This is a genomic window from Kosakonia beeri, from assembly GCF_054165705.1.
In genome coordinates this window covers 1,590,497-1,613,758 of the sequence record NZ_CM135106.1, presented here as the reverse complement: position 1 = coordinate 1,613,758, position 23,262 = coordinate 1,590,497, and the positions used below count along the sequence as shown (strand labels likewise).

General features: G+C 53.0%; 15 protein-coding genes. 6 read left to right on the top strand and 9 right to left on the bottom strand.

Annotation, left to right across the window (positions count from 1 at the left end; translation table 11 throughout):
• Positions 1-40: 40 nt before the first annotated feature.
• From ACUY4S_RS07750 to ACUY4S_RS07730, 5 genes are all read right to left on the bottom strand, one after another.
• The gene (locus tag ACUY4S_RS07750; RefSeq protein ID WP_458022694.1) at positions 41-1,684 is read right to left on the bottom strand and encodes a multidrug ABC transporter permease/ATP-binding protein; all 1,644 of its coding nucleotides are present in this window, start codon (positions 1,682-1,684) and stop codon (positions 41-43) included.
• 67 nt (positions 1,685-1,751) lie between these two features.
• On the bottom strand, positions 1,752-2,408 hold the full coding sequence (gene alkB / locus ACUY4S_RS07745) for a DNA oxidative demethylase AlkB (RefSeq protein ID WP_312687992.1): 657 nt from the start codon (positions 2,406-2,408) through the stop codon (positions 1,752-1,754).
• Entirely contained in the window at positions 2,408-3,469 is a 1,062-nt protein-coding gene (gene ada, locus ACUY4S_RS07740) for a bifunctional DNA-binding transcriptional regulator/O6-methylguanine-DNA methyltransferase Ada (RefSeq protein ID WP_312687994.1), read from the bottom strand. The genes alkB and ada overlap by 1 nt, the downstream gene beginning before the upstream one ends.
• A gap of 72 nt (positions 3,470-3,541) precedes the next feature.
• On the bottom strand, positions 3,542-4,579 hold the full coding sequence (gene apbE / locus ACUY4S_RS07735) for an FAD:protein FMN transferase ApbE (RefSeq protein ID WP_312687996.1): 1,038 nt from the start codon (positions 4,577-4,579) through the stop codon (positions 3,542-3,544).
• 110 nt (positions 4,580-4,689) lie between these two features.
• The gene (locus ACUY4S_RS07730; protein ID WP_312687999.1) at positions 4,690-5,832 is read right to left on the bottom strand and encodes a porin OmpC; all 1,143 of its coding nucleotides are present in this window, start codon (positions 5,830-5,832) and stop codon (positions 4,690-4,692) included.
• A gap of 840 nt (positions 5,833-6,672) precedes the next feature.
• Between ACUY4S_RS07730 and rcsD the strand changes: the two genes are divergently transcribed.
• Together rcsD and rcsB are read left to right on the top strand one after the other, a co-directional pair.
• Positions 6,673-9,342, top strand: coding sequence for a phosphotransferase RcsD (rcsD, locus tag ACUY4S_RS07725; protein ID WP_458024255.1), 2,670 nt, complete (start codon positions 6,673-6,675; stop codon positions 9,340-9,342).
• 16 nt (positions 9,343-9,358) lie between these two features.
• A complete protein-coding gene (rcsB, locus tag ACUY4S_RS07720) occupies positions 9,359-10,009 on the top strand; it encodes a response regulator transcription factor RcsB (protein ID WP_312688005.1) in 651 nt (216 codons plus the stop codon).
• A 48-nt stretch (positions 10,010-10,057) separates the two neighbouring features.
• Here the strand turns inward: rcsB and rcsC are convergent, their stop codons facing one another.
• The gene (rcsC, locus tag ACUY4S_RS07715; RefSeq protein ID WP_312688008.1) at positions 10,058-12,904 is read right to left on the bottom strand and encodes a two-component system sensor histidine kinase RcsC; all 2,847 of its coding nucleotides are present in this window, start codon (positions 12,902-12,904) and stop codon (positions 10,058-10,060) included.
• A gap of 114 nt (positions 12,905-13,018) precedes the next feature.
• On the bottom strand, positions 13,019-15,655 hold the full coding sequence (gene gyrA, locus ACUY4S_RS07710; RefSeq protein WP_312688010.1) for a DNA topoisomerase (ATP-hydrolyzing) subunit A: 2,637 nt from the start codon (positions 15,653-15,655) through the stop codon (positions 13,019-13,021).
• A gap of 158 nt (positions 15,656-15,813) precedes the next feature.
• On the opposite strand from gyrA, the gene ubiG reads away from it, so the two are divergent.
• The 4 genes from ubiG to yfaE all read left to right on the top strand — a co-directional run bounded on the left by ubiG (position 15,814) and on the right by yfaE (position 20,609).
• Positions 15,814-16,542 carry a bifunctional 2-polyprenyl-6-hydroxyphenol methylase/3-demethylubiquinol 3-O-methyltransferase UbiG gene (ubiG, locus tag ACUY4S_RS07705; RefSeq protein WP_458022895.1) on the top strand — a complete coding sequence of 243 codons (729 nt, stop codon included), beginning with the start codon at positions 15,814-15,816 and terminating at the stop codon, positions 16,540-16,542.
• A gap of 343 nt (positions 16,543-16,885) precedes the next feature.
• A complete protein-coding gene (gene nrdA / locus ACUY4S_RS07700; protein WP_458022896.1) occupies positions 16,886-19,171 on the top strand; it encodes a class 1a ribonucleoside-diphosphate reductase subunit alpha in 2,286 nt (761 codons plus the stop codon).
• A gap of 53 nt (positions 19,172-19,224) precedes the next feature.
• A complete protein-coding gene (gene nrdB / locus ACUY4S_RS07695; RefSeq protein ID WP_458022897.1) occupies positions 19,225-20,355 on the top strand; it encodes a class Ia ribonucleoside-diphosphate reductase subunit beta in 1,131 nt (376 codons plus the stop codon).
• Positions 20,355-20,609 (top strand): class I ribonucleotide reductase maintenance protein YfaE, encoded by a 255-nt coding sequence (gene yfaE, locus ACUY4S_RS07690; RefSeq protein ID WP_312688021.1) that lies wholly within the window; start codon positions 20,355-20,357, stop codon positions 20,607-20,609. Before nrdB ends, yfaE begins: the two co-directional genes overlap by 1 nt.
• An 87-nt stretch (positions 20,610-20,696) precedes the next feature.
• Here yfaE and glpQ read toward each other — a convergent pair whose 3' ends face one another.
• Positions 20,697-21,764, bottom strand: coding sequence for a glycerophosphodiester phosphodiesterase (glpQ, locus tag ACUY4S_RS07685; protein WP_458022898.1), 1,068 nt, complete (start codon positions 21,762-21,764; stop codon positions 20,697-20,699).
• 12 nt (positions 21,765-21,776) lie between these two features.
• Positions 21,777-23,129 carry a glycerol-3-phosphate transporter gene (gene glpT / locus ACUY4S_RS07680; protein WP_458022899.1) on the bottom strand — a complete coding sequence of 451 codons (1,353 nt, stop codon included), beginning with the start codon at positions 23,127-23,129 and terminating at the stop codon, positions 21,777-21,779.
• Positions 23,130-23,262: the final 133 nt, after the last annotated feature.

Here is a 23,262-nt window from a genome sequence, read left to right as displayed (position 1 = left end):
AAAATCAGCAAAGCCCCGCAAAACAAGGGGGCTGTAAACATCAGGCAGTGCGGGCTACCGCATCGCGGGAGGCTTTTTCACGCTCTTCGCCGACCAGTTCCGTCAGTTGACCATCGCGCATTTCCAGTAGACGATCGGCATGAGTGAAGTAATGGTCGTCATGGCTGATGGCGAAAATGGTTTTTCCCATCTGCTGCATCAGCGGCAGCAATACCTGGTAAAAATCACGGCGGAAGTGCGGATCCTGGTCGGCAGCCCATTCGTCAAGCAGCAAGATATCGCGCTCTTCAGCAAGCGCCAGCAGCAACGCAACGCGCTTTTTCTGCCCTTTTGACAGCTTCAGGTTGAGGATCTTGCCGTTGTTCAGCTCCAGCTTGTGTGACATTTTCAGCTGTTCCAGCCACTTAGCCACCAGCGCCGGATCGGCCGGATTGCCTTCCGGCCCAAGCAGCGTGTCAAACAACCAGACATCGGTGAACACCGCTGAGAACAGTTTGCGGTAATCCTCCGGCCGGTCGTGCGCCATGGGTTTGCCATCAAGCAGGATCTGGCCGGAAACCGGCTGATAAAGTCCGGTGAGTAGCATCGCCAGCGTCGACTTACCGCTGCCGTTACCGCCGATCAGGAACACCAATTCACCACGCTGCAGCGTCATGTTGACCGGGCCAATGGCAAAGTCGTTATCCTGATAGTTGAAGGTCACATCGCGCAGCTCCAGCGTTTGCCAGTTCGGGAACGCCTGCGGGCGCGGGAATTCCGCCTGCCAGGGCGCCAGCGCAAATTGTTTCAGCTTATTAAACGCGACCTGCGCGCTCAATAATGTGGGCAGTGCGCCTACAGCCGAGAGCAACGGCGTGCGCAGGAATAGCAGCGTTAAGGAATAGGTCGCCGCCACGTTGGTGTCCGCCCAGCCCAGACTGTTTGCCATCCAGAAGACCAGGCCAATGGCACCCAGCATCATGATGTTTGACCAGTTGACCGCGCTCAGGTGGAAGGTGTCGGCACGGATAATGTGGTGGCGATACTCGCGGGCGTCCGGCAGGTACATCTTTTCAAAGATATGTTGAGCTCGTTCGCGGTTCAGGTTCAGCTCTTTGCGCCCTTCCAGCACGGTCTGGAAATCGTTATACAGCTTATCTTCCGTTTCACGTAGCGTTGCCATGTGCTTATACACGCGGGAAACCAGCATAAAACCACCCCAGATGGTCAGTGCCATCCACAACGCGGTGATCAGCAACATTTTGCCGGAGAGGGTCGCCAGGTAGAGAGACGATCCGATGGTCAGAATGATGCCTTGTACTAACTCAGGCAAACGGACGAAAGCAATGGTGATATTACGGACATCGCTGGTCAGCCCAGCCAGCAGCGAGGCGCTGCCCAGTTGTTCAATACGTTCAACCGGCGTATCCAGGATGCGCTTGATAAATTCGCTACGCAACCGGAAGACAAAATGGTGGCCGAGCGTGGTCAGCGCCAGCTGCGATCCCAGTGTGACCGCCATCAGCAACAGCAATAGCCCCAAAAATTCCGGCAACACGGTGAGCGACAAATCCACCGTTTCGATTAACCGCTGGTTAATAAAGGCAATGAGTCCGATGCCAAATGCCGCGCTGGCCAGTGAGAGCATCAACACAGCCACAAATGGCCAGCGGTACTGCCGCCAGACAAGAAGGAGGAGTTCCATAAAACGACCCGGTCAACAAAAACAGCCAGCAGTTTAAACGGCTGTCGTTTTACATCAAGAATAATTCTTATTTTTGTTTAGCGGGACTGGCCTGGCGAAACGTCAGGTTATAACGACATTCGCCGGTCACCGGGTGATACCCCCCCTTCAGCGGCGCAATACCGTGATAAAAGAGCCGCGATTCGCCGCCCCACACCACGATATCCCCGTGTTCAAGCATCAACCGCTGTAGCGGATCGTTTCGCTTAATTCCGCCAAACTGGAAGATGGCCGGTAAGCCGAGAGAAACCGAAACAATGGGTGCACGCAGGTCTGGCTCATCCTTATCCTGATGCAGCGACAATTTTGCGCCCGGGGCATAGCGATTTATTAAACAGGCGTCCGGGCGGAAATCCGGGTAGCCCGCAGCGCTACTGGCCTGCTGGCAAAGCAGCCGGAATGCTTCAGGCATCGCCGGCCAGGGTTGCCGGGTTTGCGGATCGATCGGGGCATACAGATAACCGCGTTGATCGGTGGTCCAGCCGAGCGAGCCGCAGTTGGTCATCGCCACGGACATGGTATAACCGCCTGGCGTCACCATATGGCGCAACGGCGACTGACTGGTTACGGCTGCAATGCCTCGCATCAGGGCTTCGACATGCGGCAGGGCAAATCGTCGCAACACCACCGCCCCGCTCGCCAGCGGCTCCTGCCAGGGTTCATGATCGGCAAACAGATCGAGCATCAGGTCTCCTCTTTCTTCGTTTCGCGTTTCAGCAACAGTGCTTTACGCGCTGTTCCCCAACGATAGCCAGAGATCGCGCCATCGCCGCGTACCACGCGATGGCATGGCACAATAATCGCCAGTTTATTCGCCGCGCAGGCGCTGGCAACTGCGCGAACCGCGCCGGGCTTGCCTATCTTCTGCGCCAGCGCCTGATAACTTAGCGTTTCACCCGCAGGGATCTCACGCAACGCCTGCCAAACCTGTAACTGGAATGCCGTGCCACGTAGATCCAGCGGCAAGCTGAACGGACTATCGGCATTTTCCAGGCGATGGATAACCTGGGTGACGCGTTGTATAAATTCTGCACTGCCTTGTTCACGCTGGGCATGCGGAAAAAGCCCCGCCAGTTCTGTCATCAACTGCTCATCACTGTCGGCCAGCAAAATGGCACAAATCCCCCGCTCACTCTCAGCCACCAGACATCGCCCCAGTGAACACTCGCTCACGGTATAGCAAACCGCGATCGCCTCCCCGCCCCGGCGAAACTGCCTGGCGGTCATTCCCAGCGAGGCGTCTGCATGGCGGTAATAACTGCTGCTATCCGGGAAACCTGCAGCCAGCACAGCGCCAGTCACGGTTTCGTTTTCCGCAAGCCGGGCCCGCAGACGCCGGGCGCGAAAAGCCAGTTGCCAGGCTTTTGGCGTCATCCCGGTAATGGATTTAAACAGGCGGTGAAAATGATAAGGACTCATGGCTAGCTGTTCCGCCAGCGCAGCCAGCGTGATCGGTTGCTCTTGTTCCAGCAGACGGCAGGCACGGGCGATTTTCTCCAGCCGCTGTTGCTGCGGGTGCGCCTTATCCGGCTGGCAACGCTTGCACGGACGGAATCCGGCCGCCGCCGCGTGGCCCGCATCCGGGTAAAAGCGCACATTTTGCCGCAGGGCATGGCGCGCCGTGCAGGAGGGACGGCAAAAAATCCCGGTGGTCAGTACGGCGAAAACAAACTGATCATCGGCCTCCGGGTTACGCGCCAGAACCGCCTGCCAGCGCTGTTCATCTGCTACAAACGTGTCGTTCATTTCAGGCTCCTCGTTTAAGCTTAGCCTTACTGTGCCCGTTAGCTTGCCATACGACACCCGCAATCTTGCGCTTTAATTCTTTTCGCTAACCAGGAAAGAGGCAAACTGCGGTGACATCCAGGTGGTAAAGCCTTCGCCCTGCTTCATGATCATAAACACCGCCAGTTTTTCTCGTTGTACCACCTCTTTTGCCCGTTCTGTACCCAGCACCATCAGGCCGGTATCCCAGGTATCCGCCTCCAGCGCCGTAGGGGCAATCACCGTCACCGACACCAGCGCATGTTGGATCGGCTGCCCGGTTCGTGGGTCGATAATGTGCGAGATACGTTTGCCATCCAGTTCATAATAGTTGCGATAACTGCCTGAAGTGCTAATGCCGTGACCGTTAATATCTACCACCGCCTGGACGGCATTTTCTTTATCGGTCGGTTTTTGGATAGCCACGCGCCATGGCTGCCCCTGCGCGTTCATGCCGCGACTGGCGAGCGCCCCACCTACCGACACCAGATAACGGGCAATGCCTTCCTGTTCCATCAGGCGCGCCAGATGGTCGGCTGCGTATCCTTCGCCAACGGTCGACAAATCGACAAACAGATCGGGCAGATCCTTTTGCAGGAATTGCTCGCCGGCGCGATTAATCACGCTCAGGTGTTGCAGGCCCGTGCGCGCTTTTGCGGCGTCTATTTGCGCCTGATCCGGCGTTTTAACCGGCTGCTTATCCGGCCCAAAACCCCATAAATTGACCAGCGGCCCGACCGTTATGTCCATCGCGCCGTCAGTTTTTTCCCCAACCCGCAATGAGGTGGTGACAATATCCGCCATTTCCGGGCTAACCGGCCAGGGCGCCGTGCTCGCGGCATGGTTAAAACGCATCAGGGCAGAGTCATTTTTCCAGGTTGAGAGCAATCGATCGTCGGCATCCAGTTGTGCCTGAATTTTTTGTGCTAAGGCCTGAGCCTGCTGCGGGTTGATATCGACCAGACTGACACGCCATGAGGTGCCCATGGTTTTGCCTTCCAGCACGGTCGGCTTAACCTGAGGCGCGGTGTCGCACCCGACCAGGAATAACAGTGCCGCGGTCAAACCCGCACGAAGAAATGTCATCGCCATTATGTGTTCTCTCCTTTTAATGGCGGCAAGGGTACACCAAAACGCAGGGTTGAAAAGATAGCGGTAATAAAAAGGGGCCTTTCGGCCCCTGAGCAGTGTACGTGGCTAACTTAGAACTGGTAAACCAGGCCCAGTGCCACAACGTTGTCGGTGGTGATACCGGCAGCGCGGGTAAAGTCATTGTCATCCAGCAGGTTGATTTTGTAATCAACGTAGGTGGACATGTTTTTGTTGAAGTAGTAGGTCGCGCCAACATCGATGTATTTCAGGATATCCTGATCGCCGAAGTTAACTGTGCCGGTATTGTTGGTGATGTCTTTACCTTTGGACTGCAGGTAAGCAATAGACGGACGCAGACCGAAGTCGAACTGGTACTGAGCAACCACTTCGAAGTTTTGCGCTTTGTTAGCAAAACCATAAGCGGTGGACGGGCTGGAGCCGTTAGACGTACCGAAACGGGTTGCGTTATAGGTCTGAGAGTACTGTGCCGCCAGGTAAATATTGTTGGCATCGTATTTCAGGCCGCCGCTGTATACTTCTGCGCGGTCGCCTTCGCCGTACAGTGCAGCATTGTTGGTTGCGTTCTGGTCAGCAGTACGACGGGAAGAAGACATTGCACCACCAACGCTGAAGCCTGCGCCCAGATCGTAAGTCAGTGCTGCGCCGTAACCGTCGCCGTTTTGTTTCAGGGTGCTGCGGCCGGAGCTGTTTTCACCGCTTACGCTACCGTTTTTGCCCTGGTACTGCAGAGCAAAGTTCAGGCCATCAACCAGCCCGAAGAAGTCGGTGTTACGGTAGGTTGCAACGCCGTTAGCACGGGATTGCAGGAAGTTGTCTGAACCGTAGGTGTCGCCGCCGAATTCCGGCAGAACGTCAGTCCAGGAAGTCACGTCGTAAATGACGCCGTAGTTACGACCGTAGTCGAAAGAACCGGCATCAGCAACGCGGATACCTGCGAATGCCAGACGGGTCCATGCCTGGTTGCTGGATGATTCCGTGTCGTTCGCCTGAACGTTGTATTCCCACTGGCCGTAACCAGTTACCTGATCGTTTACCTGTGTTTCGCCTTTGAAGCCAAAACGCACGTAAGTCTGATCGCCATCAGAGCCTTTATCATCAGAGAAATAGTGCAGGCCGTCGACTTTACCGTACAGATCTAATTTGTTGCCATCTTTGTTATAAATTTCAGCCGCATTTGCTGCGCCTGCTACCAGCAGAGCCGGTACCAGGAGGGACAGTACTTTAACTTTCATTTTATTAACCCTCTGTTATATGCATTTTTATTGCCACTGCTTGCTGATCAACCCTCTAATCAGCTGGCAAATTCATTCTCCCTAAAAAAGCAGAATAATCCAACAAGAATATGATACGAAAACTTTGAAGATGTTTCATATTTCTTGAGAGATGTTTCATGATGTAAATTCGAGGGAACTTTTTTTAGCACAAATAGCCAAAAAATAAGGCACTAATAATCAAAAAATACATAAAAAATATTATAAAACAGCAAGTTAACCAGAAAGAACTTTATAGCACTGATTGCAAAACCCGCCTCGTCGATCGCAACTAATATAATCATCGCTATCATCATTAACTTTATTTATTACCGTCATTCGAATCTGAATGTCTGTTTACCCCTCTTATGACCGGATGCCCTGCATTCGGTTTTTTTTTACCTTTCTTTACCCGACCTGAACTTCAATCTACATATAATCACTATTTGTAACGACTATTAATTAATCAACAAACATGCCAGATTTTTCTTATTGCACGAAAGCGGTAATTAATTTCTTGTTATTTCGTGCGATCTTTTATCAGCGCAACGGTAAATATTTGTACAAAGCTGTTGTGCTGTACGTTTTTACCGCTACGTTTAGCGAAGTAGGTTCTCTCTGAATGTTTCAGGCTCTCTCTGTGAAGAGAATCTGGAAATTCATCGATTAACCGATATACTGCCTGCTGTACACTACTCAGCAGCACAACATCTATCAGTACACCGCACATCACAACAGGCGGTTCTGACGGCATGGCAGCAACATTGTCTCAGCAACGGCTGAGTGTCCTGGCAGTGTTGTCATAACGGGTTACACACACGAATGAGTCAATCTGACACAATGATCCCTGGCAAATTTTCCCTTATACCGGGCAACTTAACCCGTTTCTTTCTTCTGTTAATTATCGTCCTGCTCGTTACGATGGGCGTCATGATCCAAAGCGCGGTTAACGCCTTGCTGAAGGATAAAAGCTATCAAATTGTCGATGTGACGCACGCTATTCATAAACGCATCGACACCTGGCGTTATGCTACCTGGCAGATTTACGACAACATTGCCGCTGCGCCCTCTTCTGCATCGGGCGAAGGTTTGCAAGAGACGCGTTTAAAGCAGGATGTTTACTATCTAGAAAAACCCCGGCGCAAAACCGAAGCGCTGATTTTCGGCTCCCACGATAGCTCAACGCTGGAAATGACCCAGCGCATCTCTACCTATCTGGATACGCTGTGGGGCGCGGAAACGGTGCCATGGTCGATGTATTACCTTAACGGCCAGGATAACAGCATGATCCTGGTTTCGACACTGCCGCTCAAAGACCTCTCATCCGGTTTTAAAGACAACACCATCAGCAACCTCGTCGACTCCCGCCGGGCAGAAATGCTGCAACAAGCCAATGCGCTGGATGAACGCGAGAGTTTTTCTTCGTTGCGTCGACTGGACTGGCAAAACGGCCATTACTTTACGCTGCGCACCACCTTTAATCAGCCGGGCCACCTGGCGACAGTGGTTGCCTTCGATCTACCGATTAATGACCTGATCCCGCCCGGAATGACGCTGGACAGTTTCCGCCTCGATCCAGACACGGCACAACCCACCAGCCGCACACAAGATAAAGAAGCGGCAGACAGCGCGTCTGTGAATTTCAACAGTTCCAAAATCGAAATCTCTTCGTCGCTCAGCGGAACCGGCCTGCGCCTGATTTGGCAGGTGCCTTTTGGCACATTGCTGCTGGATACGCTGCAAAATATCCTGCTGCCCTTGCTATTAAACATTGGTCTGCTGGCGCTGGCATTGTTTGGCTACGCCACTTTTCGCCACCAGCCAGGGCGCAAAACTGACAGTCTGACACCGCCAGGCACCAACAATGAATTACGCGTCATGCGTGCCTTTAATGAAGAGATTGTCTCGCTGTTACCGCTTGGCCTGCTGGTGCACGACCAGGAAGCAAACCGCACGGTGCTGAGTAATAAAATCGCCGATCATCTGTTGCCACACCTGAATCTGCAAAATATTACTGCCATGGCCGATCAACACCAGGGTGTGATCCAGGCGACAGTGAATAACGAACTGTACGAGATCCGTCAGTTTCGCAGCCAGGTGGCTTCTCGCACACAAATCTTTATTATTCGCGACCAGGACCGCGAAGTGCTGGTGAATAAAAAGCTTAAACAGGCACAACGCCTGTACGAGAAAAACCAGCAGGGGCGTTCCGCCTTTATGAGCAATATGGCCGAAGCGCTGAAACAGCCCGTAAAAGCGCTGGCCAGCGAAGCGGCGGCATTACAAAGCCAGGAAGGCAATCTGCTCACCGATCACGCCGACAGGCTTGTACAGCTTGTTGATGAGATCCAACTGGCGCATATGCTGGAGAACGACAGTTGGAAAGGTTCGCCGACGCTGTTCTCTATTCAGGATCTGATTGATGAAGTGGTACCGGATATGTTGCCTGTTATTAAGCGCAAAGGACTTCAGTTGCTTATTAACAACCATCTGCCAGCTAATGAAGAACGTCACGGCGATCGTGATGCGCTCCGCCGTATTTTGTTGCTGTTAATTCAATATGCGGTAACCACCACGCAGATGGGCAAAATCACCCTCGAAGTGAATATGGACGAGTCGGCAGAAGATCGTCTGACGTTCCGCATTCTGGACACCGGCGTTGGGGTGAACTCCAGTGAAATCGATAATCTGCACTTCCCGTTCCTCAATGCCACACAGGGCGATCAATACGGTAAAGCCAACGCTCTCACCTTCTGGCTCTGCGATCAGCTGGCCAGGAAATTGGGTGGGCATTTAAATATCAAAGCGCGTGATGATCTGGGTACTCGCTACTCTTTGCATGTCAGAATGGCGGCCCGCGCGCAGCAGGCGGAAAGCGAAGAGAAATTGCTGGATGACGTGGTGGCGATGATTGATGTTACTTCCAGCGAAATCCGCAATATTGTCGTGCGCCAGTTGGAAAACTGGGGCGCAAGCTGCATTTCCCCGGATGAGCGCTTATCAAGTCAAGAATATGATCTCTTTTTGACAGATAATCCGTCTAATCTTACTGCCTCAGGATTGCTTTTAAGCGATGATGAGGCTGGCGTGCGGAAAATTGGCCCTGGTCAATTGCGCGTCAACTTTAATATGAGCAATGCAATGCAGGGAGCAATATTGCAGCTTATTGAGGAGCAACTGGCGCAGGAAGAAGTACCGGAGTCGCCTTTGGGGGGCGATGAAAATGCCGAACTCCATGCCAGCGGCTATTATGCGCTGTTTGTTGACACAGTACCCGACGATGTTAAGAGGTTGTATACTGAGTCGGCGCTGAACGACTTCGCTGCGCTGGCGCAGACGGCACACCGCTTGAAAGGCGTGTTTGCCATGCTTAATCTGGTACCTGGTAAGCAGTTGTGCGAAACGCTGGAGCAATTAATTCGTGAATCCGATGCTCCAGGCATAGAAAATTACATCAGCGACATTGACGCTTACGTCAAGAGCTTGCTGTAGCAAGGTAGCCCAATACATGAACAATATGAACGTAATTATTGCCGATGACCATCCGATTGTACTGTTCGGTATTCGTAAGTCACTCGAACAAATCGAATGGGTCAATGTAGTCGGTGAATTTGAAGACTCTACAGCGCTCATTAATAACCTGCCGAAACTCGACGCAAATGTCTTGATCACCGATCTGTCCATGCCTGGCGACAAATATGGCGATGGCATTACGCTGATCAAATACATTAAACGCCATTTCCCGACCCTGTCGATTATTGTGCTGACCATGAACAATAACCCGGCAATCCTTAGTGCGGTACTGGATCTGGATATTGAAGGTATTGTGCTGAAACAGGGTGCGCCGACGGATCTGCCGAAAGCGCTGGCCGCATTGCAGAAGGGCAAGAAATTTACCCCGGAAAGCGTTTCACGTCTGCTGGAGAAAATCAGCGCTGGCGGTTACGGCGACAAACGTCTGTCACCGAAAGAGAGCGAAGTGCTGCGTCTGTTCGCAGAAGGTTTCCTGGTCACGGAAATCGCGAAAAAGCTGAACCGCAGTATTAAAACCATCAGTAGCCAGAAGAAATCAGCAATGATGAAACTGGGCGTTGATAACGATATCGCGCTGCTGAACTATCTCTCTTCCGTTACGCTTACCCAGACGGAAAAAGAGTAATCACTGCGCAACCCCGGCACTCGCCGGGGTTCTTTTTATCTGCTTTCGCTAAATCCGACTGTTTCTAACCCGTGCGGCATAGGCAGCGAGGGTCTGTTTAAGCACATCCAGCGTCACCGGTTTTGACAGGCAACTGTCCATACCTGACTCCAGACAACGCTGCTTCTCTTCCGCCAGCGCATTCGCCGTCACACCAATAACCGGTAGCGTCAGTCCGAGCTGGCGAATTCGCTGCGTTAAGCGATAACCATCCATATTCGGCATGTTGACATCGCTGAGTACAATGTCGATATGGTTTTTACTCAACACATTCAGCGCATCCACGCCATCGTTGGCGGTTTTACATTGATAACCCAGCGATCCCAACTGATCTGCCAGCAAGCGCCGGTTAATTGGATGATCGTCTACGACCAGGATCATCATGTCGTCGTTGCGCGACGTTTCACTGCTCGCTTCTGGCAACGCACTGTCCGTTTGCTGCTCGACCACCTGTACGCGGTAAATGCGCCCCAGCAACGCCAACAGATCGTGCGGCGACGCTACGCTGTGCAGCCACTCTCCCGGCGCCCGTTCCACCGGAATACCAATATGGCGGCGACAGAAAATAATGGCGGCGCGCCCGGTCCACGACGATAAAAGTTCATCATCGGTGATCAGCGTATCCTGGTTACCGAGCGCCCGTCCGTCATAGTGCTTAACCGTGATACCCTGCCACTTCAACAGGCTTTCAAGGTAACCCGACAACGAGGCATTACGCACGGACAGCCAGCAACAGGTGTCCACCAGCCCATCAGCCTCGACTGGCGTCGCTGGCACGCGGCCATACAGTGGAATGCGGATGGTAAACTGGCTGCCCATTCCCGGTTCTGTGTCCACCGAAATATCCCCGTCCATCATGCTGATCAATTTCTCGCAAATGGCCAGCCCCAGCCCGGTTCCCTGGAAATTGCGCTGCACCCCAGTCCCCACCTGAAAGAACGGATCAAACAGCCGTACCACCTCTTTGCCCGGGATCCCGACGCCGGTATCACGCACACGAATGCTCAGGTAATTATCATCACACTGGACATGCAAAATAATGCAGCCGATATCCGTAAACTTAATGGCGTTACTCAACAGGTTTGAGATCACCTGCTGCAAACGCATCGGATCGCCATTCAGCGTCGCGGGGACGTTGGGTTCGATAAAACAGTAAAGACCCAGTTGCTTGCGCACCACCAGCGGCAGATAGTTGGCGGTGATATGGCTCATCACTTCCCGCGGCGAAAACTCACGCGGTTCAATCTTCAGCTGTTCCGATTCAATTTTCGAGAAGTCGAGAATATCGCTGATGATTTTCAGCAGCAGGCTCGACGAGTTATTCATTGCCGTAACCAGTCGATCAACGCCTTTCGGCAGCTCTTTGGTTTGCAGCAGATCAAGGTTACCGATAATGCCATATAGCGGTGTGCGGAGTTCATGGCTGACGGTCGCGAGGAACATTGACTTCGACTGGCTCGCCTGTTCTGCCGCCTGCGCCATCTCCTGCAGTGACTCTTCCATTTTCACGCGGGCGGAGACATCCACAAGCACGCAAATCGCCACGTTTTCATTACGATAGCGTGAATGCACAAAGCTGATTTGCAGGTTGGTATTATTGCTGGTCAGAACATCGACAAAATTGACCTGCTGGCCACAGATGATTTGCGTAAGCCGCTGCCGATCCTCGTGCGTCAACATATTCAGGTAGTTATGCGCCAGCTCATTACTGAGGATGTTAGTCCCATCCTGGGTGCGCAAAATACAGATACCGACCGGCGCAGAGGCGACAATTTTGCGGTTGAATTGCTCATGCTCTTCCAGCCGCTGGGCATCATTTTCCGCCGGAATAAAGATGCGCCGTTCATACATACGCGCCAGGGTAAACAACGCGACCCCGACCAGCACATTGAGCAACACCGCATTAAGGATCAGCATCCGAATGCGTTCCAGCACCATATCAACCGGCACGGAGTAGACCACACTCAACGATGACGGCGGCAGGCTCTTTTTCAGGATCAGCTCACGAAAGCCGGAGGTATAACCGAACCAGGTACGCTCCTGAAGCCAGCGCGGATCGGCGGTAATGCCGCTATCCTGACCGGTGAGAGAAATCAGCGAATGCCCGCTTTCATCCAGAATCGTTACGCCCATCGGCAGGCTGCCTGGGGTAAAGAAGTTTTCCATACGAATGGATTGTTCCGTACCCAACAGTGCCTGCAGACGATTCCCAAGATACACCGGCGTCAGGGCGTAGAAATAACCAATCCCCGGACGTGGCCCCTGAGTCATCCAGTAGAGGTTATTGCTGCGTTCATCCTGCGGCGCGTTACGGTATTTCACAATCCGTTCATGCAGGCTTTTCAGCGTATCATCCCGCTCCACAGGCAGATCGCGCAGGCCGAAGTCCGCCATGCAGAGATTATCGCTGCCAATGAGAAAAACACGGTTGAGATCGTAGGCAGCAGAGAAATTATCGCGCCAGTAGCGCATAAACCACGCCAGCGACTCCAGTGAACCACGCCATGAAGTGCCCATTGCCGAGCAGTCGGAGTCCGGGAATAGCGGTGAGAAGGTCGGCACGGCCGTTTTATCGTCGCGGTTACGGGAAGTCAGAATGCCGTTTTCCGCCGTCAGGCGGTTTTCAGCAATGTACTTCAGTTCTTTCATGACGTCTGAGGTGCGCTGAATGTAGCGCTGCGCCTGATCGGAGCTTAAATTAAACTCCTGGCGAATTTCCGACTCTTTGTCATGCAGAGCATTAACGATGTAAAAGACAGAGAAAAAGGCAATAAGTAGCCAAAGCAATAGCGCCAGCGCCCTGAACAGATAGCGGGAGACTTTCAGGGTACTGCGAAAAGAGACAAGGTATTTCAACCTGGGGAAACTCCGCCACGTGGAAGATAAAAAAGAGTGAAGTTAAGGTAGCGGTAAAACGCAAAGCCCGCAACGGCAATGAAAAAGGGCCGAAAACCGGCCCTTTGTAACGCATTATTCGTCGGCGTCGTCGGCCACGTCATCGTCGGTTTCCGCTTCCGGTGCGATATCATCGTCCCCTTCTGCGACACTCCCGTCGATAGAGTCAAGCTCTTCGTCGTCCACCGGCTCGGCCACACGCTGCAGCCCCACCACGTTTTCGTCTTCCGCGGTACGGATCAGAATCACGCCCTGGGTATTACGCCCCACTACGCTGATTTCTGACACGCGTGTACGCACCAGCGTACCGGCATCGGTGATCATCATGATCTGGTCGCTATCGGCAACCTGCACCGCCCCGACCACAGAGCCGTTACGCTCGGTGACCTTGATGGAAATCACGCCCTGCGTACCACGAGACTTGGTCGGATACTCGGTTTCTGCCGTACGTTTACCGTAACCGTTCTGCGTCACCGTCAGGATTGCGCCTTCGCCACGCGGAACAATCAGCGATACCACGCTGTCGTTTTCTGCCAGCCTGATACCACGCACGCCGGTGGCAGTACGCCCCATTGCGCGAACGGCACTGTCTTTAAAGCGCACCACTTTACCGGCGGCAGAGAACAGCATCACTTCGTCGTTACCCGAGGTGAGATCCACGCCAATCAGCTCATCGCCTTCGTTCAGGTTCACGGCAATGATGCCAGCAGAACGCGGACGGCTGAATTCGGTCAGTGCGGTTTTCTTCACGGTACCGCTGGCGGTCGCCATAAAGACGTTTACGCCCTCTTCGTATTCACGAACCGGCAGAATAGCCGTAATACGTTCATTCGGCTCAAGCGGCAGCAGGTTCACAATCGGACGACCACGTGCGCCACGGCTTGCTTCCGGCAGCTGATACACCTTCATCCAGTACAGACGACCACGGCTGGAGAAGCAGAGGATGGTGTCATGGGTATTGGCCACCAGCAGGCGATCAATAAAGTCTTCTTCTTTAATACGCGCAGCCGATTTACCCTTACCGCCACGGCGCTGGGCTTCGTAATCGGTCAGCGGCTGATATTTCACATAGCCCTGATGAGACAGCGTTACTACTACGTCTTCCTGGTTAATCAGGTCTTCAATGTTAATATCGGCGCTGTTGGCGGTGATTTCGGTGCGACGCTCATCGCCAAACTGTTCGCGAACCAGCTCAAGCTCTTCGCGGATCACTTCCATCAGACGCTCAGCGCTGCCGAGGATGTGCAGCAGTTCAGCGATCTGGGTCAGCAGCTCTTTGTACTCTTCGAGCAGTTTTTCATGCTCAAGACCGGTCAGTTTTTGCAAACGCAGATCCAGGATCGCCTGTGCCTGCTGTTCGGTCAGATAGTATTTACCCTCGCGGATACCGAACTCCGGCTCCAGCCACTCCGGACGCGCAGCGTCATCGCCCGCACGTTCCAGCATTGACGCCACATTGCCCAGATCCCATGGCTGTGCGACCAGGCCTGCTTTTGCTTCTGCCGGCGTAGGTGCACGACGAATCAGTTCAATGATCGGGTCGATATTCGCCAGCGCAACCGCCAGCGCTTCAAGGATATGCGCACGATCACGTGCTTTACGCAGTTCAAAAATGGTACGGCGCGTCACCACTTCACGACGGTGACGAACAAACGCGGCAAGGATCTCTTTCAGCGTCATGATCTTCGGCTGACCATGGTGCAAAGCAACCATGTTGATACCAAAAGAAACCTGCAGTTGCGTCTGGGAATAGAGGTTATTGAGAACCACTTCACCCACCGCGTCGCGTTTCACTTCAATCACAATGCGCATGCCGTCTTTGTCAGACTCGTCGCGCAGCGCGCTAATGCCTTCAACACGCTTGTCTTTAACCAGCTCGGCGATCTTTTCGATCAGACGCGCTTTGTTCACCTGATACGGGATCTCGTGAACAATGATTGTCTCACGCCCGGTTTTCGCATCGGCTTCCACTTCCGCGCGCGCGCGAATATAGATTTTGCCGCGACCGGTGCGATAGGCCTCTTCAATACCACGGCGGCCATTAATAATGGCGGCAGTCGGGAAGTCCGGCCCAGGAATGTGTTCCATCAGCCCTTCGACGCTGATGTCTTCGTTGTCGATATAGGCCAGGCAACCGTTAATCACTTCCGTCAGGTTATGCGGCGGAATGTTGGTCGCCATACCGACCGCAATCCCCGAAGAGCCGTTGACCAGCAGGTTCGGGATCTTGGTTGGCATCACATCAGGAATTTTTTCGGTGCCGTCGTAGTTATCGACGTAATCCACCGTTTCTTTTTCCAGATCGGCCATTAATTCATGGGCGATCTTCGCCAGGCGGATTTCCGTATAACGCATCGCTGCCGCGGAGTCACCATCAATGGAACCGAAGTTACCCTGACCATCAACCAGCATATAACGCAGCGAGAACGGCTGCGCCATGCGCACAATGGTGTCATACACCGCGGAATCACCATGGGGATGGTATTTACCGATTACGTCACCAACGACACGGGCAGATTTTTTGTAGGCTTTATTCCAGTCATTGCCCAATACGTTCATGGCGTAAAGTACGCGACGGTGAACCGGTTTTAAGCCATCTCGGACGTCCGGAAGCGCACGGCCTACAATGACCGACATCGCATAGTCCAGATAGGAGCTTTTCAGCTCTTCCTCGATGTTAACCGGTGTAATTTCTCTCGCAAGGTCGCTCATCTAACCGCTATCCCTCTACTGTATCCCGGATTCAAAGGTCGCAAATTATAACACAACCGCTTTGAGACAGGTAAACCTATAACACCCCGTCAAAGGTTTATTCATCCCGTTGGCCTGATATACTCCACAGTCTTATTAAGAGAGGAGTCATTGCGCACATGAATGCCGAAAAATCGCCGGCCGGCCAGAACGTCGATCATGCTGAAATCGCCAAATTTGAAGCCGTCGCTTCACGCTGGTGGGATAAAGAAGGCGAGTTTAAACCGTTGCACCGCATTAACCCGCTGCGCCTGGGCTACATTGCAGAACACGCAGGCGGTCTGTTCGGTAAAACCGTGCTGGATGTTGGCTGTGGCGGCGGCATTCTGGCGGAAAGCATGGCGCGCGAAGGTGCCAACGTTACCGGGCTGGATATGGGCTTTGAACCTTTGCAGGTCGCCCGTCTGCATGCGCTGGAATCCGGCATTGAAGTTGACTATGTGCAAGAAACCGTCGAAGAACATGCCGCCAGGCATGCACAGCAGTATGATGTGGTGACCTGTATGGAAATGCTCGAGCACGTACCCGATCCGCAATCCGTGGTCAAAGCCTGCGCGCAGCTCGTGAAACCTGGCGGCCATGTCTTCTTTTCGACCATTAACCGTAACGGCAAAGCCTGGCTGATGGCGGTTGTCGGTGCGGAATATGTGCTACGGATGGTGCCAAAAGGCACGCATGATGTGAAAAAATTTATCAAGCCAGCCGAGTTGTTAACCTGGGTCGACGGTACTGTGTTACAGGAACGTCATATTACCGGGTTACATTATAATCCGCTGCTGAATAAATTTACCTTAGGGCCAGGTGTTGATGTTAATTATATGTTACATACAAAGGCAAAAAACGACTAAGGTCATCAGTTAAAGTTATAAAGATTGCGCAGCATCAAACTGCGCAATCCTCGTCGCCGATGAAGAAATCAGCACTCGATCAAAAATTCATTTTTTTTTGCGAAATATTGACATCCCCGCCAGGCCTTACAATACGTGGACTTAGCGATTATTACCCTTTCGCAACCTCAATTTAACCTCAAAATCAACTCTTGTACTGAAAAGAATCCTTACTAGAATACTCACCATATAGCGTTTCTCTTATCGCAAACCCCCTACATATAGTATTTATCCACAGAGTTAGTCACAGCGACCGACTGTGGATAAATGGGGGGATACTTTTATTTCACGGACAGGTAAGCACATGAATCAGAGTCTGCTGGTGACAAAGCGTGATGGTGGCACAGAGCGCATCAATCTCGACAAAATTCATCGAGTACTGGATTGGGCGGCAGAGGGGCTGAATAACGTATCTATCTCGCAGGTTGAATTGCGTTCACATATTCAGTTCTATGACGGGATCAAAACCTCCGATATCCACGAAACGATTATCAAAGCAGCGGCAGATCTGATCTCCCGCGAGGCGCCGGATTACCAGTACCTGGCGGCGCGCCTGGCGATTTTCCACCTGCGTAAAAAAGCCTACGGTCAGTTCGAACCACCGGCACTGTTCGATCACGTCACCAAAATGGTTGAACTGGGCAAATACGATCATCATCTGCTGGAAGACTACACGGAAGAAGAGTTCAAGCAGATGGACGGTTTTATCGACCACTGGCGCGACATGAACTTTTCTTACGCCGCAGTGAAGCAACTGGAAGGTAAATATCTGGTTCAGAACCGCGTTACCGGCGAGATCTACGAGAGCGCGCAGTTCTTGTATATTCTGGTTGCGGCGTGCCTGTTCTCCAACTATCCGCGCGAAACCCGTCTGGACTATGTAAAACGCTTTTATGATGCGGTTTCGACGTTCAAAATTTCACTGCCGACGCCGATCATGTCCGGCGTGCGTACCCCAACCCGTCAGTTCAGCTCCTGCGTGTTGATCGAGTGCGGCGACAGCCTGGACTCCATTAATGCGACCTCCAGCGCGATCGTGAAATACGTTTCTCAGCGCGCCGGTATCGGCATCAACGCGGGTCGCATTCGTGCGCTGGGGAGCCCGATCCGGGGTGGCGAAGCCTTCCACACCGGTTGCATTCCGTTTTACAAACACTTCCAGACCGCCGTGAAATCCTGCTCTCAGGGTGGCGTGCGTGGCGGTGCGGCGACGCTGTTCTACCCGATGTGGCACCTGGAAGTCGAAAGCCTGCTGGTACTGAAAAACAACCGTGGCGTTGAAGGCAACCGCGTGCGTCACATGGACTACGGCGTGCAGATCAACAAACTGATGTACACCCGTTTGCTGAAAGGCGAAGACATCACCCTGTTTAGCCCGTCTGACGTCCCGGGTTTGTACGACGCCTTCTTTGCCGATCAGGATGAGTTTGAGCGCCTGTACACCCAATATGAAAAAGATGACAGCATCCGTAAACAGCGCATTAAAGCCGTTGAGCTGTTTTCACTGATGATGCAGGAACGTGCGTCTACCGGCCGTATCTACATCCAGAACGTGGATCACTGCAACACGCACAGCCCGTTCGATCCGGTGGTTGCACCTGTGCGTCAGTCTAACCTGTGTCTGGAAATCGCCCTGCCGACCAAACCGCTGGACGATGTGAACGACGAGAACGGCGAGATTGCGCTCTGTACGCTGTCTGCTTTTAACCTCGGCGCGATTCAGAATCTCGACGAACTGGAAGAGCTGGCAACGTTGGCCGTTCGCGCGCTGGACGCCCTGCTTGATTACCAGGATTACCCGATCCTGGCTGCAAAACGCGGGGCAATGGGCCGCCGTACACTGGGTATTGGTGTCATCAACTTTGCTTACTGGCTGGCGAAAAACGGTAAACGTTACTCTGACGGTAGCGCGAATAACCTGACGCACCAGACGTTCGAAGCCATTCAGTACTGGCTGCTGAAAGCCTCTAACGAACTGGCGAAAGAACAAGGCGCTTGCCCGTGGTTCAACGAAACCACTTACTCGCAGGGTATTCTGCCGATCGATACGTATAAAAAGGATCTCGACGGTATTACCAACGAACCGCTGCATTACGACTGGGAAACGCTGCGTGAGTCCATTAAAACGCACGGTCTGCGCAACTCCACACTCTCTGCGCTGATGCCGTCGGAAACCTCGTCGCAGATCTCCAATGCCACTAACGGTATCGAACCGCCGCGCGGCCACGTGAGTATTAAAGCCTCGAAAGATGGCATCCTGCGTCAGGTGGTACCGGATTACGAAAAACTGAGCAATGCCTACGAACTGCTGTGGGAAATGCCGAACAATGACGGCTATCTGCAACTGGTTGGGATTATGCAGAAGTTTATCGACCAGTCGATTTCGGCCAACACCAACTACGATCCGTCGCGTTTCCCGTCGGGCAAAGTGCCGATGCAACAATTGCTGAAAGACTTGCTCACCGCCTACAAATTTGGTGTGAAGACGCTGTATTATCAAAACACTCGCGATGGCGCAGAAGACGCACAGGATGACCTGGTGCCTTCTATCCAGGACGATGGCTGCGAAAGCGGCGCATGTAAGATCTAACGAAGGGGCGGGGAAACCCGCCCTTTTCTTTCGCAAGACAGGACTCACATTCAATGGCATACACCACTTTTTCACAGACGAAAAACAATCAGCTGCTGGAACCGATGTTCTTTGGCCAGCCGGTTAACGTGGCGCGCTACGATCAGCAAAAATATGACATCTTCGAAAAGCTGATTGAAAAGCAACTCTCCTTCTTCTGGCGTCCGGAAGAAGTTGACGTTTCCCGCGATCGCATCGACTTCCAGGCGCTGCCGGAACACGAAAAACACATTTTTATCAGCAACCTGAAGTACCAGACGCTGCTGGACTCCATTCAGGGCCGCAGCCCGAACGTCGCGCTGCTGCCGCTGATTTCGATTCCGGAACTGGAAACCTGGGTTGAGACGTGGGCCTTCTCTGAGACGATCCACTCCCGCTCCTACACCCACATCATCCGTAATATCGTTAACGATCCGGCGGTGGTGTTTGACGATATCGTGACCAACGAGCAGATCCTCAAACGCGCGGAAGGTATTTCGCACTTCTATGATGATCTGATCGAAATGACCAGCTACTGGCATCTGCTGGGCGAAGGCACCCACAGCGTGAACGGCAAAACCATCGCCGTAAGCCTGCGCGAGCTGAAGAAGAAACTCTACCTGTGCCTGATGAGTGTCAATGCGCTGGAAGCGATTCGCTTCTATGTCAGCTTTGCCTGCTCCTTCGCTTTCGCCGAGCGCGAACTGATGGAGGGAAATGCCAAAATCATTCGCCTGATTGCGCGTGATGAGGCCCTGCATCTCACCGGGACGCAGCATATGCTCAACCTGCTGCGCTCTGGCGTGGACGATCCGGAAATGGCAGAGATTGCTGAAGAGTGTAAACAGGAGTGTTATGACCTGTTTGTGCAGGCGGCACTGCAGGAAAAAGAGTGGGCGGAATACCTGTTCCAGGGCGGTTCGATGATCGGCCTGAACAAAGATATTCTTTGCCAGTACGTGGAGTACATCACCAATATCCGCATGCAGGCCGTCGGCCTGGATTTACCCTTCCAGACGCGTTCAAACCCAATCCCGTGGATCAACACCTGGCTGGTGTCCGATAACGTGCAGGTCGCGCCGCAGGAAGTGGAAGTCAGTTCTTACCTGGTCGGTCAGATTGACTCTGAAGTGGATACCGACGATCTGAGCAACTTCCAGCTCTGATGAGCCGCATAACGCTACGTCTTTCCGGCACTGAGGTGCTGTGCCGGGATGAACACCCTTCCCTGCTGGTGGCGCTGGAGTCACAGCAGGTAGAAGTTGAATATCAGTGCCGCGAAGGTTACTGCGGTTCCTGTCGCTGCCGTCTGGTAACAGGCCAGGTAGACTGGATCGCCGAACCGCTGGCCTTTATCAACGAAGGGGAAATTTTGCCCTGCTGCTGCCGGGCAAAAGGCGACATCGAAATCGAGATGTAAATCGGGTCAGCACAAACCTGCCGGTCAATGCTGCGCGGCAGGCCTGCACAGAGACAACGTAAAAAGGCCTTTTCAGGCCTTTTTTATTTATGGTTGCCGGTGAAGAAACTGCACGGCTTTATCCGGGAAATCGGTAAACAATCCATCGACGCCCGCCTGGTTGTACAACACCTGATAAAGCTGATCCACATTTTGGGTGTAATCGGGGAGCTTATCCGCCCGCACGGTAAACGGATGCACCTGAAGATGGCTGGCATGCGCCTCTTTGACCATTGCCGTCAGCTTAACGTGCCCGACCGTGGAGCCCTCCGCCACCAGCATAGGGTAGTCCGGTCCGATGCCATCCGCATATTGCGCAATCTGTTTCATCGCACCGGGTTTAAACATCCAGTCGTAGCTGTAGTTTACCCATTTACCGTCCGGCTGCTGTTCCTGCGTTTCATTCCAGTCGGTATAAGCAATTAACTGCACCAGATTGAGATCCATCCCCATCTCCGGCTCCAGCGTGTGCTTAATACGCTTCAGTTCATTTGCGTCAAAGCATTGCAGATAGACCTTGTCATCCTTGCGGGTGTAGCCGTACTTCTTCAGCACTTCCAGCGTTTTCCTCGCAATGTCTTTGCCTTCCTGATGATGGAACCATGGCGCTTTAATTTCCGGATAGATACCTATGTTTTTACCGGTCGAGTGATTCAACCCCTGTACAAATTCGATCTCTTCTTCAAAAGTATGAATACGAAAATCGGATTTGCCCATCGGGAAGCGCCCCGGAAAAACCTGCACTTTTTTGCCGTTTTCCAGTTCAAACCCCTCGGTGAATTTCAGCGAGCGGATCTCGTCCAGCGTAAAATCAATGGCGTAGTAACGGCCATCTTTACGGGCACGAACCGGAAAACGCGTGGCTACATCGGTGACGCGATCGAGGTAGTGATCATGTAACACTACCAGGTGATCGTCTTTGGTCATCACCAGATCCTGCTCGAGATAATCCGCACCCTGCGCATAGGCCATCGCTTTTGCCGGTAGCGTATGTTCCGGTAAGTAACCGCTGGCTCCACGGTGCGCGATAACAATTTTTTCTGCGGCCGGCGCCTGGCTGGCAAACAGACCGGCCAGCAGCAGGCCGGTGGAAAGACGGGTAAATGTCGTTTTCATCTCAGCTTCCTGTTATGAGCGACGCGCAAGCAGCTCGGCATGATGGCGCTTCTCGCCGATCATCACCACAATCAGCAACAATACCGCCAGAATGCTACCGCCAATCATCACCATAAAGCCGCCATCCCAGCCGAAGTAATCGACGGTATAGCCAACAATGGCGCTGGCCGCGACCGAACCGCCAAGGTAACCAAACAGACCCGTAAAGCCTGCTGCTGTCCCCGCCGCTTTTTTCGGCGCCAGCTCCAGCGCATGCAAACCGATCAGCATCACCGGGCCATAAATCAGGAAACCAATAACAATCATACAGATCATATCGAGGGTCGGATTTCCCGGCGGGTTAAGCCAGTAAACGATTGTCGCAATGGTCACCAGGGTCATAAAGAACACCCCGGTGGCACCTCGATTCCCCCGGAAGACCTTATCTGACATCCAGCCACAGATCAGCGTGCCGGGAATACCCGCATATTCATAAAAGAAGTACGCCCAGGAGGATTTATCCAGCGCGAAATGCTTCACTTCTTTCAGGTAGGTTGGCGACCAGTCGAGGATGCCGTAACGCAGCAGATAGACAAACACATTGGCTACCGCGATATACCACAGCAGCTTGTTAGGCAGGATGTACTGCATGAAGATCTGCTTTGCTGTCAGTTCCTGTTCGTGCGTTTCGGTATAATCATCCGGGTAGTCATTCTTGTATTCTTCAATCGCCGGCAAACCGCAAGACTGCGGCGTATCGCGCATTAATGCGAAGGCAAAAATCGCAACCACAATCGCGGCAAAGGCAGGCATATACAGCGCGGCATGCCAGTCGTTGAACCATGCCATACCCAGCAGGAACAACAGGGGCGGCACACCGCCGCCGACGTTATGCGCGCAGTTCCATACCGACACAATCCCACCGCGCTCTTTCTGCGACCACCAGTGCACCATGGTGCGCCCACACGGCGGCCAGCCCATCCCCTGGAACCAGCCGCACAAGAAAAGCAGCACAAACATCACCATAATGCTCGATGTCGCCCAGGGCACAAACCCCATAAACAACATCACCGCGGCCGCCAGAATCAGCCCGGCAGGCAGAAACACGCGTGGGTTCGAGCGGTCAGAAACAGAACCCATAATAAATTTGGAAAAACCATAAGCAATGGAAATACCGGACAAGGCAAAGCCTAAATCCCCGCGTGAAAACCCCTGCTCAACCAGATACGGCATGGCCAGCGCAAAGTTTTTACGCACCAGGTAATAGGCTGCGTAGCCGAAGAAAATCCCCAGAAATATCTGCCAGCGTAAACGACGGTAGGTCGTATCGATCTGCTCTGCCGGCAGACGCGACTGATGGGGGGCGGGTTTAAAAATACTCAACATAGCGGCCTCCATGGCGCAATGAACTCATGATGCCTGTCATCAATGAGTGAAAACGAACATAACAGGAGTTAGTCGTCGCGAATTGTATTGAAAGTTTTATTCAGAGAGGGTGAGTTGTCGCACATAATGTTAC